This is a genomic window from Mycobacterium sp. MAA66, from assembly GCF_041261665.1.
Lineage (GTDB): Bacteria > Actinomycetota > Actinomycetes > Mycobacteriales > Mycobacteriaceae > Mycobacterium.
The window spans coordinates 610,892-623,728 of record NZ_JBGCCC010000001.1; the positions used below are offsets into that span (position 1 = coordinate 610,892).

The window sequence follows — 12,837 nt, forward strand, 5'->3', positions numbered from 1 at the left end:
ATATGAAGACGTGTTGGATAGTCGTGCTGGCCGGGTCGGTGATGCTGGGCCTGTCGCCGGCGGCGACGGCCGCGCCGCCGAACTTTCCGGACCTCGCCGCATTTCAGCCCGTCAACCCCGACGACTATCGGGCCGAACATGGGTACGCCACCGAGGGCGTCCGGTTCAGCACACCCGATGGTTTGCATTGCTCGCTGAGCCACAACGTGCGCGGCAGTGAATCGGTGGCCAGCTGCCGCGGCGATCTGCCCGGCACCGGCGGGATAACAGGTGTGCTGGCAACGAGTTACGTGCCGACCGTCTGGCAGGACGTCGACTTGAGTCAACCCGAGATGTACCTGGAGATGGACGATCACGGTCTGCGCGACGTCCCGGTCGACCCCAGCTCGTTTCGGTTGCTGCCCGTCGGGAGCCGGATCACCTACCAGAACATCACGTGCGTGGTAGGCGATGAACCGATCACGGCGTGCATCATCGACAGCGTGTCCCCGGATCTGGTCGACCACGGGTTCGTCTTGCGGCCGGGCGGCAGCTCGACGTTCTGAAAGCTGGTGGCAGGGCCACCGAGGTCCGACTCGACGCGCTATTTCTTCGCTTCGCGCCAACCCCGCTCGAATGGCAGTCGCCAGGCGTTCGGGGCGATCAGTTGGTGAATTGCGTTGGGTCCCCAAGTTCCCGGTTGGTAGACCTTCACCGGTGGCGGATCGGCAAGCAGCGCAGCGGAATTCGACCACAGCGATTCGATGCCTTCGGCCGTGGTGAACAGAGTGTGATCGCCGCGCATGGCGTCCAGGATCAACCGCTCGTATGCCTCGAGCACCAAATCGGCCCCGTCGGCTTCGGTGGCCGAGAACTGCATGGAGAGCTTCTCCAGCTTCATGCCCGGTCCTGGCCGTTTGCCGTAGAACGACAGGGATACCCGTGAGTTGTCGGCGAGATCGAAGGTCAGGTGGTCCGGCCCCTGGGCGCCCACACCGGACCCGGCGGGGAACATGGTGCGCGGCGCCTCTTTGAAGGCGATCGAGATGATCCGCATGCCCTCTGCCATCTTCTTGCCGGTGCGCAGATAGATGGGCACACCCGCCCAGCGCCAGTTGTCGATCCCGACTTTGAGCGCTATGAACGTCTCGGTGTCGGAATCCCTTGCCACACCTTCGAGTTCGCGGTAGCCGGTGAACTGGCCACGCACCACGTCCGAGCATTTCACCGGCAACATCGACCGGAAGACCTTGTTCTTCTCCTCGCTGATCGCCCGCGGTTCCAACGCCGTCGGCGGTTCCATCACCACGAACGCCATCACCTGGAACAGGTGGGTGACCACCATGTCCTTGTACGCCCCGGTGCTCTCGTAGAAGTTGGCCCGCTGATCCAGGCCGAGCATCTCGGGGATGTCGATCTGGATGTGGTCGATGAAGTTGCGGTTCCAGATCGGCTCGAACAGGCCGTTCGCGAATCGGAAGGCCAGGATGTTCTGCGCCGCCTCTTTGCCCAGGAAGTGGTCGATCCGGAAAATCTGTGACTCGTCGAAGGTTTCGTGCACATAGTCGTTGAGCTGCACCGCACTGGCCAGGTCGGTGCCGAACGGCTTTTCCATCACCACTCGCGACCGCTCGACCAGACCGGCCTCGTCCAGAGTGGCGATGACCGCGCGTGCGGCTTTCGGTGGGACCGAAAGGTAGTGCAGCCGACGGGCATTCGGAGCCAACTTCTTCTCCGCCGCGGCGACCGCGGCGGCGAGTCCGGAGGGTCCCGCGCTCTGCGGTACATAGGTGAGTGCCTCGGAGAACCGGTCCCACTGCTCACCGGTCAGTGGGTGGCTGCCGAATTCGTCGATAGCGGTCTTGGTCAGCGTTCGGAACTCGTCGACGGTGAGATCCTCCAGCGAGGTCCCGACGATCTGGATGTCCGGCGCCAGTTCGGACTGGACCAGGTACGCCAGGCCCGGAAGCAACTTACGCTTCGCCAGGTCGCCGGTTGCGCCGAACAGCACGATGACGTGCGGATCGAGCGTGACGTCGTCGTTTCGGTGGGGTCGGGAACCAGGTGCCGGATAGGAGATGGTCTGCGCTGGTGTGATTGCCACGTCGGAAATACTTCCACTGCAGCACGGTCCTCGCAGCGCCTCAGGGCAACTGCACCGATGTGACCGACACGTTCATCGCCGGCGAACCGTCGTCGGAGCCCCCGCCGACGCCGGCTGCGGCAACCCGATCCAGCAGCATCAGGCCCGCCGGGTCGATCGTGCCGAACACGGTGTAGTTCGGCGGTTGCACCGAATCGGCGAAGATCAACAGGAATTGGCTGCCGTTGGTCCCTGGTCCGGAATTGGCCATGGCCAGCGTGCCACGCGGGTACCGGACCGGCTGGCGGACCATCGGGTCGGTCAGCCGGAATTGGTTGGTCGGGTATTCGTTCGGGAACCGGTATCCGGGGCCGCCCTGGCCGGTCCCGGTCGGGTCTCCGCACTGCAGCGCATGCAGTGACGCACTGGTCGACAGGCGATGGCAACGGGTTCCGTCGAAGAACTTCTGTCGGGCCAGGCTCACGAAATTATTCACGGTGCAAGGAGTTTGGGCGTTGTTCAGGGTCAGCCCGATCGGGCCGGCGCTGGTGGCGAGGGTTACTGCGATGGCTGGGGGCGCGGTGGCGATGTGGCCGACCGGAGGGGCGCTGACCGGTCGGCTCGGTGGCTGTGGCGCCGCCGGGTACTGGCAATTGGCACCCAGCCCGACGGGCCGCTTGAACACGGGGAGTTCCGCGGGGTGCGTCGGGTCGATGGTGACCGCGGGCGGACCGGCCAGGGACTCCAGCCGGGCGACCTCGACGATCAACCAGCCCAAGCCCACTACCGCGACCAGCAGGATCAACAGCACCTGCACGACCATTGAGTAACCCACCGCGAGTCCGGCGATGGCCAGGCCGAGACCGCGCTCGCCGCTGCGCTTGAGCTGGCCCAGCGACAGGTGCCCGAACAGGATGCCCAACGGCGCGAACACAAATGCGCACACCAACGATGCGATGGCAAAGCCGTTGACGGGTGCCTGACGATCGGGCCGATGATCAGGCGGGGCGTTCGTCGGGCTCAATCCAGCAGGATCGATTTGATGGTTACCGGGGTGGCTGGTGCACCGTCGGGTCCGCCGTCTTTGATGCCGCCCTTGGCGATCTTGTCCAGGGTGGCCAGACCGGTCGGGTCGATGGTGCCGAACACGGTGTAGCCCGGGGGCAGCTGCGAATCTGCGTACACCAGGAAGAACTGGCTGCCGTTGGTTCCCGGCCCGGCGTTGGCCATGGCCAACGTGCCGCGCGGGTAGATGACCGGCTGGTCCAGCAGCGGGCTGCCGGGCCGGTACTGATCGGTCGGGTATTCGTTGGCGAACCGGTAGCCCGGGCCACCGGTTCCCGTGCCGCTCGGGTCGCCGCATTGCAGTACCGCCACACCGCCCGCGGTCAGCCGGTGGCATGGGGTGTCGTTGAAGAAGCCCTGCTGGGCGAGGCTGACAAAGCTGTTCACCGTGCACGGCGCCTTGGCGTTGTCCAACATCAGGCCGAGGTTGCCCTGGTTGGTGCTCATCGACATGCTGACCTGGGCGGGGTCGGTCGGCACCGTGCCGGCCCGCGGCGGGTTGACCTTCTTACTGGCTGGCTCCGCCGGCGTGGGCTGGTACTGGCAGTTGCCACCCAACCCGGCTGGGGCGACGAAGGCCGGCAACTTGCCGGTGGCGGGCGGGTCCTGGGTGGGGACAGCGGTGGTGGCGCTGGAGACGGGGGTGTTGGTCTTGGCCCACGGCTTCACGATCAGCGCGACAGCGCCGCCGATCACCACCAGGACCGCGACGACGGCAGCGACGATCATCAGTACCCGCTTCTGTTCAGCGCGCTTGGCCCGGCGCTCCAGCTGCCGTTCGAGCTTGCGCTTGGCGGTTTCCCGACGTTGTTGGTTGGTCGGCACTGCCGATCTCCTCTTCCGTGGTGCGTCGGCCGTCTGGCGGCCGGCGGTCATGGCGCCGCGCTGCGGCGGCCCGACCGTGGTCGATATCGAGTCTGCCAGGCGGGACCGACCGGCGGGAGGGCGGCTCGCGGGCACGCGGGCGTTCCGGCTGGCCGCCGGGGCGTCACTGCGCGTTGCCTGTGATGGCCTTGACCTTGTCGATCAGCACCTGCGGATCAGCTTTGTTCATCAGGTCATCGCCGATGTCCACGCCGTTGAGATAGATCGTCGGCGTCCCTTCGATGTTGGCATTGGCGACGGCGTTGTTGACCATGTCGAGGTACTTGCCGCTGTTGACGCACTCGGGCACCGAGTCGGTGGCTCCCGCCTGATAAGCCTGGTCGATCAACCAGTCATTGTCCGGGAAGACTGTCGCCGTCTCGTTGGGCTGGTCTGCGAACAGGGCCGAATGGAACCGCTGGAAGGCGGTCTTGTCCACGTCGGCCACGCAGTAGGCGGCGGCGCCCGAACGGGTCGAATACGAGTTACGGTCGTGCTGCCCGAGGATCGAGACCATGGTGTAGTCCACCGAGATCTGCCTCGCGTCGACCAGTTTCTTGAGGGTGGGGCCATAAGCCTGCTCGAACAGCCCGCAGTAGGGGCACAGGAAGTCCTCGTAAACCTTGACCTGGGCCAACGGCTCACTGGTGCCGGGTTTGGTGATGACGTTCGGGGCGGCGATGCGCACGGACTGCAGGTGATCGGCCGGCACCGGGCTGGTGGCCGCAGACGTCAGCGACGATGCCTGCTGGTTGTGCCGGACGATCATCACGATGCCCGCCCCGGCGACCGCCGCCACCACCGCGACCACCAGACCGATGATCAGGCCGTTGCGATTCTTCGGAGCCGAATATTGTTGCGGTACGGCAGGATTCGTCCAGGGGTAGGCATCTTGGTCCGGTTGCGGCCGACTGTGTGCGCCGTCGGTGTGCTGACCGTCGGCGCCCCAAGGCCCTGTTTCAGTCATGAACCCAGTTTCCCACGTCCGGGAGTGCTGCGACCCGCACCAATCTGGGCGGACACCCGGATGGGAAACTGGGAGCCGTGTTGTTGACGGGGTTTGCCGCGGGGCTGTTGCAGTGCAACTGCTACGTCCTGGCACCGCGAGCCGGATCGGACGCTGTCGTGGTCGATCCGGGCCAGCGGGCGATGGGGCAATTGCGCCGAATTCTCGATGAGAACCGGCTGACCCCGGCGGCGGTGCTGCTCACCCACGGCCACGTCGACCACATCTGGTCGGCGCAGAAAGTGGGTGACACCTACGGCTGCCCCGTCTACATCCACCCCGAGGACCGGTTCATGCTGACCGATCCGATCAAGGGGTTCGGACCCAGGCTGGCGCAGCTGGCGTTCGGGGCGCTGTTCGCTGAGCCCAGGCAGGTCATCGAGTTGGATCGCGATGGCGACAAGCTCGACCTGGGCGGCATCACCGTGACGGTGGACCACACGCCCGGCCATACCCGTGGCTCGGTGGTGTTCCGGGTGGCGGCTACTGGCCCCGTTGCGTCGCTCGCCCAGGAAGGCTCCGCGGATCTGGCGTTCACCGGCGACACTCTGTTCAAGCAGTCGGTGGGCCGCACCGATCTCCCGGGCGGCAGCGGCCGGGACCTGCTGGACTCGATCGTGACAAAACTGTTGGTGCTCGACGACGACACCGTGGTACTACCGGGACACGGCCCGCAGACCACGATCGGCGCCGAACGCCGTACCAACCCGTTTCTCGAAGGCTTGAGTTGACTGATTTTCAGGCGCCCAAGGGCGTCCCGGATTACCTGCCGCCCGACTCCGCGGAATTCGTCGCGGTCCGCGATGGTTTGTTGAAGGCCGCGCAACTCGCGGGTTATGGCCACATCGAGCTGCCGGTGTTCGAGGACACCGCACTGTTCGCCCGCGGCGTCGGTGAATCCACCGACGTGGTGTCCAAAGAGATGTACACCTTCGCCGACCGCGGTGACCGGTCGGTGACCCTGCGTCCGGAAGGCACCGCCGGTGTCATGCGGGCCGTCATCGAGCACGGGCTGGACCGCGGTGCGTTGCCGGCCAAGCTGCGTTACTCCGGGCCGTTCTTCCGCTACGAGCGGCCGCAGGCCGGTCGCTACCGCCAGTTGCAGCAGGTGGGCGTGGAGGCCATCGGCGTCGATGACCCGGCGCTGGACGCTGAGGTGATCGCGGTGGCCGATTATGGGTTCCGGTCGTTGGGCCTCGCCGGTTTTCGGTTGGAGATCACCTCGCTGGGCGACGACACCTGCCGTCCGCAGTATCGGGAGTTGTTGCAGGAGTTCCTGTTCAAGCTCGACCTGGACGAGGACACCCGGCGCCGCGCGGAGATCAACCCACTGCGAGTGCTCGACGACAAGCGTCCGCATGTTCGTGAGATGACTGCCGACGCACCGCTGATGCTCGATCATTTGTCCGCCGAGGCCCGTGCGCATTTCGACACCGTTCTGGCGCATCTGGATGCGCTGGGAGTGCCGTATGTGATCAACCCGCGGATGGTCCGCGGGTTGGACTACTACACCAAGACCACGTTCGAGTTCGTGCACGACGGGCTGGGCGCGCAGTCCGGCATCGGCGGCGGTGGCCGGTACGACGGGCTGATGCGGCAACTGGGCGGGCAGGATCTGTCGGGCATCGGGTTCGGCCTCGGGGTCGACCGCACCGTGCTGGCGCTGAAAGCCGAAGGCAAGACCGTGGGATCCGCCGCCGCGGTGGATGTTTACGCCGTACCGTTGGGCGCCCCGGCCAAATTGGAGTTGGCGAAACTGGTTGCGGCGCTGCGTGGCTCAGGTGTGCGTACCGACATGTGTTACGGCGACCGCGGCCTCAAGGGCGCCATGAAGGCCGCCGATCGCTCGGGTGCCCGCGTGGCGCTGGTGGCCGGCGATCGCGACATCGCGGCCGGCACCATCGGAGTCAAGGATTTGAGCACCGGCGAGCAGGTCGACATCGCCATCGGCGATGTCGTCGCCCACGTCATCTCCACCCTGCCGTAGTTCGCGATCTCCCATTGACGCTCGCGGGAAATGGGATCAGCGGGTCATGCGGGAGAGCATGCCGTCGCGCAGCGTCAGGGTATGCAGCAACACGGCGCTGACGTGTGCGGCGACTGCAGCGACCAGCAGGTAGGCGAGCACCGAATGAGCCTGGCGCAGAACGCCGTACAAGTCGGCGTCGAAAGGCGCGATATGCGGCAGCGCGATGGCGCCGAACACTCGCACCGGTAGCCCGGCCGCCGACACCATGGCCCAGCCCACGAGCGGCTGCGCCAGCATCAGGGCGTACAGCGACAATTCGGATCCGACCACCAGTTTCGCCTCCCACGGGCCGACGGTGTCCGGCAGCGGCGGGGTCTTGTGGGTGAATCTGTTTGCCACGCGCGCGATCACGATGACCAGGATGCTGACGCCGAGGGTCACGTGCACGGCGACGAGCGTGCCGTGTGAGCCGATCACGTTGGTCATCGTGAAGCCGATCAGCAGCGCGGCGAAGATCGCTATGGCGGTCAGCCAATGCAGGATTCGGGTGCGGACCGGATATTTCATGGGTTCACGCTCTCGACCTGGACGGGTGACGCAGATTTCGGTTCCGTGGTGCGCGCCCGGAACGACCCGGCGTACACCGCTGAGCGGGCACTGAGCAGGGGATCGTCGGAGGGTTCGATACCGTCGGGCAGCACCAGCGGGTCGAAGTTGACGTCACGCGCATTGCCGGCGCGCTCGGTCTGGGCCTCGGTGAGGGTCAGGACGCCGGCGTCGACGGCGCGACGATCGGCCGGCCACGGCAGTGTCGGGTCGATGGGATCGCCGGGCTCGCCGAGCACCAGGCGCAGAACCCAGTGCAGGGGAGCGGCTTTCAGTTGCCGGATCAGGGCGTCGAACAGGCCGTTGGGGTCGCCTGATTTTGCGGCGACGGCCGACTGGTGCGGTATCAGCGACCAGCGCACGGGGGTGCGTGTTCCATCCGGCCCCGCCAGATAGAAGGTATTCAGGCTGGAGTAGGTGCTGTCGGCGAAACCCGTTGTGGGAGGCGACTTCTTGACCAACGCCATGGCCGCTGCGGTCTCCGGATGGTGGGTGAGGAAATCAGCCATGGTTTTCGGATCGGGCTTGCCGGTGGCTTCGTCGACCTTGGATGCCAATAGTCGGTCATAGAATCCTTGCGGCGAGTTATCCGGAAAGACCGGAAGATTCAACATCGCGGTGCGCCACTGGTCGGCACCGGGCAGACCGAACACCAGGCCGAGCCCGCGCGCAGCACCGGGAGTGTCGGCCACTGCAGGGTTGCCCCCGGCCAGAGAGAATCGGCCCATCACGGGCGTCTCACCCGGCTCGAACACCGCGGCACGGGACAGCGCCGCGCCGTTGCCGTTGCTCTTGAAGTACCCCACCACCGCCACGCCTTTGGCGTGATTCTTGCGGAAACCCAAGTGGACACCGAAGACGTTCTCGAACCCGTCGAGGAACCGCTGGCGGGTCAAGTCGCCGCCTCGACTGGCGTAGGCGATCAAACCGAGGTCGGCTGCGAGGAAGGCCCCGACGGCGCCCAGGCCGACCAGAATGGAACGTCGGGTCAAGGTGGTGCCGCGCCAGTTCCGGCCCGAATCGTTCACGCCATACAGGGTAACCAGGTCGGGCTGTGGCAGCATCGCCAAACGTGCGGGTTCTGGTGCAGCGGGTGACGGCGGCGCGGGTGCTCGTCGACGGGAACGTCGTCGGGCAGATTCAGCCGCAGCGCCAGGGGTTGGTAGCGCTCGTCGGCGTGACCCACACCGACGGCGTCGCGGTGGTCCGCAAGATGGCGGACAAGCTGTGGCGGCTACGCATCCTGGACGGAGAGCTCAGTGCCGCCGATGTCTCGGCTCCGATTCTGGTGGTCAGCCAGTTCACGCTCTACGGCGATACCGCCAAGGGGCGTCGACCGTCGTGGAATGCTGCGGCACCCGGGTCGGTGGCTGAGCCGCTGGTGGCCGAGTTCCAGGCTGCGCTGCGGGAGATGGGCGCCGAGGTGGCCACCGGTGTGTTCGGGGCCGACATGCAGGTTGAATTGGTCAACGACGGGCCGGTGACGGTGCTGCTGGAATTACCGGCTTCCTGATGCAGGAGTTGCTGGTGTAACGGTCCGGTAGCGTTGATCGATATGACCGGCATGTTTAAGGCGACAGTGAAAAAGCTCGGAGCGGTGTGTGGTGCGGCCGCGGTGGTGGCCGCGGGCCTCACCGTCGGTCAGGCGACTGCCTCGGCGGACCCCGCCGGCCACAAGGTCCGGTACACGCTTACAGTCGGCGGTCCGGCCAGCTTCGATCTGCTGTACCTGGTCAACCAGCCGGCAAGCAAAGCGGCCTACAACGCGAATGCGTACTCCTTCGTCAAGCGTGAAACCGTCAACGTCGGGCCCGACGCGCCGTGGGTGTTCGAGACCACGCTGGCCGACCCGCAGTGGGCCATCTTTACCGTCAGCAGCACCACGCATGGCGGTCAGGCTGCGCCGAATGCACACTGCGACATCGCAATTGATGGCCAGGTGGCTACGCAGCAGGACGCGCCGTACAACGTGCAGTGCCAACTGAGCCAGTGGTAATTGTCGGCTCGGCCGACGCGGTGATCGGCTGAGTCAGCCGGCAAAAACGTACACCCAGGCCCGTTTGCCCGAGCGCAGCGGAACCCGCACGCGCCGGTAGTCGTCGACCTCGTATTCGTCGGCGGCGGCCAGCTCGCTCTCGGTGATCTCGAAGACGCTGCCGTCGACGCTGTCTGCCCCCGTGCCCGGCTTGAGGATGGGGTGACGGTCGCTGCCACTGGTCTCGATCACATGCGGATCGGTGATGGTGAGCCATTCCAGGCGATAGCCGACGATGGCGTCGACGGCACCGCCGAGTTCGCGGCCGAAGGTGGCCAGTTGAACGTCGCGCTGGCGCAGGGTTCCGTAGGAGAACAGCAGTTCGGTCACCGGTGCAACGGTACCGATGAATCGATCGCACCGTTGATTTGTCCTGCCGACCTGCGGAACGCGAACGTGAACACGAATAGTCTACTACTGCAACACTTTCCGAACGATTCAGAGCTCGCGCGATGGGATCTCGCGAAACTGCGTGGTCACGGCGGTCGGCTAAGTCTTGGGCACCCCTTGGCGCTGCCGAGTCCGGGTCCCTTAGGTGATGTGACGCAGCACCCGGTCCGTCCAGGGTTTCGCACCGGTCAGATCGGGGCATCCAGTCAGCAGCGGGTGATCGTCCCGACCTGCGATCTTGAAGTGGGACCTAGGAATAAGGAGAAGACCGTGGGTGAACGTAAAAGCAGTCCTGAAGAAGGCTTCAAAGGTGTGGCCGAGGGCATCAAGGGCAAGGTCAAAGAGGTTGTCGGCACGGTGACCGGCCGCGATGACCTAGTTCGCGAGGGCCAGGCTCAGCAGGACAAGGGTGAAGCAGAACGCGACGCCGCGAAGAACGAGGCAAAAGCCGAATCGGCTCGCGCCGCTGCAAAAGCCGCCGAGCTGCGGCAGCAGGCCAACCAGTAGCTCGACGACTCGACGGCCCGACCTCTTCAGCCGTGAGGAGGTCGGGCCGTCGCCTCGCGTCCGCCGCTGTGCGATTCCTATTGAGCGACAGGACAGTTCGTTCCAATCTGGCCGCCATTCGGCGTGCTGGAGGGCTGCGTCCTCTATTCGTTGTTTCACCACGACCCACGCCGGGTAAGTGGCAGGTAGATCTGCCTACACAAGGCCGCCTACACAAGGCCATGGCGACGCGACTGGCAAACCAGAGGGCCTGGGCGGTGACCGGCTTGTCCTGCGTGAGGGCGCCTTTTGAAATAGGTATTGAGGAGCAGGCTCGGTGGAACAATCAAGCAGAGTGCCGACATCGGGCGATGGAACACCAAGTGGGACAGCAGAAGTTTCGCCGGATCAGGACCCGCCTGGCCCTGGTGCGTTGGTCGGACAGCCTCATCCGAGCGATGAAGCCGAGCCGGTCGTAATCGCCGAAGACGAGGCAGCGCGGATCAGCACCACTGCCCATCCACTCGGCAAGCCGGGTCTTCGATTCGATTGGCATTCACCATTTTTCGTCGGCATGGCCGCCGCGGCCGGCGTGGCAGTCACCTATGGACTGGTCGAGCTGATCGTCTTCGCTCGAGGTATGTTGCTGCTGGTGGGGGTGTCGCTGTTCGTGGCAGTCGGCATCGAACCCGTCGTCTCGTGGTTGGTGCGGCGCAGCTGGCCTCGTTGGGCCGCCTTGCTGCTGGTGTTTGTGATGGTGTTCGGTGCGCTCGGCGGTCTTCTTGCAGCGACTATCCCGCTGGTTGTAGAGCAGGGCACTGCCCTGGTTCACCATGCCCCCGAGCGGCTTCACGGTCTCGAAGAGCGGTTCGGGCTGGTGCGTAGTCTCAGCGATCGCTTCCATCTCGAAGACCGGTTGCACAAGGGTTTCGGCGGCGACATCTCGACCTTGGCCGAGGGCATGGTCGGTGCGGGCAGGCGCGTTTTCAGCGCGCTAACCGACGTGATCGTCGGCATTGTGCTGACTGGATACTTTTCGGCGAACTTCCCGCGTATTCGCGCCGCTTTCTATCGGTTGTTCCCTCAATCGCGCCGTCCCCGCGCGATCCTGATCGGGGACGAAATCCTCACCAAGGTCGGCGGATACGTGCTGGGGAACGTTCTCATCTCCGCCATCACCGCGACGGCCACATACATATGGTTGGTGAGCTTGGGGGTGCCGTATCCGTCACTCCTGGCCGTGTTGGTCGCCGTGCTCGACCTCATCCCCGTAGTCGGTTCGACCATAGCCGGGTCGATCATCACCGTGGTTGCCCTGACCGAGTCGGTCCCGGTCAGCCTGGCCACCCTCGGATTCTTCATCGTGCTGCGGTTGCTCGAGGACTACGTGCTGGTGCCGAAGATCATCGGACGCGCGGTGCGGGTTCCTGCCGTGGTGACCGTGGTTGCGGTCCTCGTCGGCGGTGCTCTCCTCGGTGTCGTTGGTGCGCTGCTTGCCATCCCGATCGCGGCGGCGGTGTTGCTGCTCGCGGAGCAAACCCTTCTACCTCAACTCGACAAGAGCTGACCAGGGCCGAATTCGACAGGCTGCCGTGCGACAAAATGGGTTGCTGCACAATAAGATAGGCCGTCTTCCTTGGCTCTGCGACGACGCGTCAGAACCAGACCTTGCGTCCGGCTACCGGGCGCCCGATGGAGCCGAGAATCCACAACACTGCACCGATGACCACCAAGATCGTGCCAAGGGTCTCGACGATCGGAACTGCCAGTGCGTAGCCCACTACCAGCAAGATAATTCCCAGAATGATCACGGTGACCGCCTAATTTCATCCGACCGCGCTGACGGCGATCCTGTCAACGTTGATACCCGCATCGCCGCGGCGCAAACCAGGTGACGAAGCGGGCACGCCCGCACCGGAGGGGATGAAAAGCGTTTGGCAGAGCACAAAATGGGCATTCTCTATGCGACACTGACGTAAGGGAGATGGCAGCGTGCCGAATTCGTCGATCAAGAACGAGCACCTTTATCAAGATCTGCGCCGGCAGGGTGATTCCAAGGAGAAAGCGGCCCGGATTTCCAATGCCGTTGCCCGTGCAGGCGCGTCCGTGCTGGGCCACAAAGGCGGAAAAGCCGGCTCCTATGACGATTGGACCGTCGCCGAGCTGAAGCGCCGCGCCAAAGAACTTGGGATCACCGGGTATTCGTCACTGAACAAGGGCCAGCTGATCAGTGTGCTACGCAACCACTGACCCCTGACCCCTGACACGTTGTCACCCGTCGCCGATCGGCGGGTCGGGACGGTGTGAACCTGGCCGCGAGGCCTGAGATTGAAACCATATGAGCAGTGGATAGT

Annotated in this window: 16 protein-coding genes; 8 read left to right on the plus strand and 8 right to left on the minus strand. The window is 65.0% G+C overall.

Annotated elements, in window-relative coordinates:
- Positions 1-2: 2 nt before the first annotated feature.
- Positions 3-545 (plus strand): hypothetical protein, encoded by a 543-nt coding sequence (locus ABIA30_RS03040; protein WP_370061935.1) that lies wholly within the window; start codon positions 3-5, stop codon positions 543-545.
- Between the two features lie 38 nt (positions 546-583).
- On the opposite strand, the gene zwf is transcribed toward ABIA30_RS03040, so the two are convergent.
- The 4 genes from zwf to ABIA30_RS03060 form a co-directional block, all read right to left on the minus strand.
- Positions 584-2,092 (minus strand): glucose-6-phosphate dehydrogenase, encoded by a 1,509-nt coding sequence (gene zwf, locus ABIA30_RS03045; RefSeq protein ID WP_370063275.1) that lies wholly within the window; start codon positions 2,090-2,092, stop codon positions 584-586.
- 31 nt (positions 2,093-2,123) lie between these two features.
- Positions 2,124-3,086: a peptidylprolyl isomerase gene (locus ABIA30_RS03050; protein WP_370061937.1), complete on the minus strand. Its 963-nt coding sequence runs from the start codon at positions 3,084-3,086 to the stop codon at positions 2,124-2,126.
- Complete coding sequence (locus ABIA30_RS03055) at positions 3,083-3,952, minus strand: peptidylprolyl isomerase (RefSeq protein WP_370061939.1); 870 nt, start codon at positions 3,950-3,952, stop codon at positions 3,083-3,085. The genes ABIA30_RS03050 and ABIA30_RS03055 overlap by 4 nt, the downstream gene beginning before the upstream one ends.
- Positions 3,953-4,115: 163 nt before the next feature.
- Complete coding sequence (locus ABIA30_RS03060; protein WP_370061941.1) at positions 4,116-4,958, minus strand: DsbA family protein; 843 nt, start codon at positions 4,956-4,958, stop codon at positions 4,116-4,118.
- Positions 4,959-5,035: 77 nt separating this feature from the next.
- Between ABIA30_RS03060 and ABIA30_RS03065 the strand changes: the two genes are divergently transcribed.
- The gene (locus ABIA30_RS03065) at positions 5,036-5,728 is read left to right on the plus strand and encodes an MBL fold metallo-hydrolase (protein ID WP_370061943.1); all 693 of its coding nucleotides are present in this window, start codon (positions 5,036-5,038) and stop codon (positions 5,726-5,728) included.
- Positions 5,725-6,984 carry a histidine--tRNA ligase gene (hisS, locus tag ABIA30_RS03070; RefSeq protein ID WP_370061945.1) on the plus strand — a complete coding sequence of 420 codons (1,260 nt, stop codon included), beginning with the start codon at positions 5,725-5,727 and terminating at the stop codon, positions 6,982-6,984. Before ABIA30_RS03065 ends, hisS begins: the two co-directional genes overlap by 4 nt.
- 36 nt (positions 6,985-7,020) lie before the next feature.
- Here the strand turns inward: hisS and ABIA30_RS03075 are convergent, their stop codons facing one another.
- A complete protein-coding gene (locus ABIA30_RS03075) occupies positions 7,021-7,533 on the minus strand; it encodes a cytochrome b (protein ID WP_370061947.1) in 513 nt (170 codons plus the stop codon).
- Positions 7,530-8,600: a catalase family peroxidase gene (locus tag ABIA30_RS03080; protein WP_370061949.1), complete on the minus strand. Its 1,071-nt coding sequence runs from the start codon at positions 8,598-8,600 to the stop codon at positions 7,530-7,532. Before ABIA30_RS03080 ends, ABIA30_RS03075 begins: the two co-directional genes overlap by 4 nt.
- 44 nt (positions 8,601-8,644) lie before the next feature.
- Between ABIA30_RS03080 and dtd the strand changes: the two genes are divergently transcribed.
- Together dtd and ABIA30_RS03090 are read left to right on the plus strand one after the other, a co-directional pair.
- Entirely contained in the window at positions 8,645-9,085 is a 441-nt protein-coding gene (gene dtd, locus ABIA30_RS03085) for a D-aminoacyl-tRNA deacylase (protein ID WP_370063277.1), read from the plus strand.
- A gap of 42 nt (positions 9,086-9,127) precedes the next feature.
- Positions 9,128-9,568: a hypothetical protein gene (locus tag ABIA30_RS03090; protein ID WP_370061951.1), complete on the plus strand. Its 441-nt coding sequence runs from the start codon at positions 9,128-9,130 to the stop codon at positions 9,566-9,568.
- Positions 9,569-9,601: 33 nt separating this feature from the next.
- Here the strand turns inward: ABIA30_RS03090 and ABIA30_RS03095 are convergent, their stop codons facing one another.
- Entirely contained in the window at positions 9,602-9,937 is a 336-nt protein-coding gene (locus tag ABIA30_RS03095; protein ID WP_370061953.1) for a gamma-glutamylcyclotransferase family protein, read from the minus strand.
- Positions 9,938-10,267: 330 nt separating this feature from the next.
- On the opposite strand from ABIA30_RS03095, the gene ABIA30_RS03100 reads away from it, so the two are divergent.
- Positions 10,268-10,504: a CsbD family protein gene (locus ABIA30_RS03100; RefSeq protein WP_370061955.1), complete on the plus strand. Its 237-nt coding sequence runs from the start codon at positions 10,268-10,270 to the stop codon at positions 10,502-10,504.
- Positions 10,505-10,916: 412 nt separating this feature from the next.
- The gene (locus ABIA30_RS03105) at positions 10,917-12,050 is read left to right on the plus strand and encodes an AI-2E family transporter (RefSeq protein WP_370061957.1); all 1,134 of its coding nucleotides are present in this window, start codon (positions 10,917-10,919) and stop codon (positions 12,048-12,050) included.
- An 88-nt stretch (positions 12,051-12,138) separates the two neighbouring features.
- Here ABIA30_RS03105 and ABIA30_RS03110 read toward each other — a convergent pair whose 3' ends face one another.
- On the minus strand, positions 12,139-12,294 hold the full coding sequence (locus tag ABIA30_RS03110; RefSeq protein WP_370061959.1) for a hypothetical protein: 156 nt from the start codon (positions 12,292-12,294) through the stop codon (positions 12,139-12,141).
- Between the two features lie 181 nt (positions 12,295-12,475).
- On the opposite strand from ABIA30_RS03110, the gene ABIA30_RS03115 reads away from it, so the two are divergent.
- On the plus strand, positions 12,476-12,733 hold the full coding sequence (locus ABIA30_RS03115; RefSeq protein ID WP_370061961.1) for a Rho termination factor N-terminal domain-containing protein: 258 nt from the start codon (positions 12,476-12,478) through the stop codon (positions 12,731-12,733).
- Positions 12,734-12,837: the final 104 nt, after the last annotated feature.

What these genes read in the sequence shown, in the direction of transcription:
- ABIA30_RS03090 (WP_370061951.1), top strand. Translation starts at nt 9,128, where the DNA reads ATGACCGGCATGTTTAAGGCGACAGTGAAAAAGCTCGGAGCGGTGTGT.
- ABIA30_RS03040 (WP_370061935.1), top strand. Translation starts at nt 3, where the DNA reads ATGAAGACGTGTTGGATAGTCGTGCTGGCCGGGTCGGTGATGCTGGGC.
- ABIA30_RS03075 (WP_370061947.1), bottom strand. Translation starts at nt 7,533, where the DNA reads ATGAAATATCCGGTCCGCACCCGAATCCTGCATTGGCTGACCGCCATA.
- ABIA30_RS03060 (WP_370061941.1), bottom strand. Translation starts at nt 4,958, where the DNA reads ATGACTGAAACAGGGCCTTGGGGCGCCGACGGTCAGCACACCGACGGC.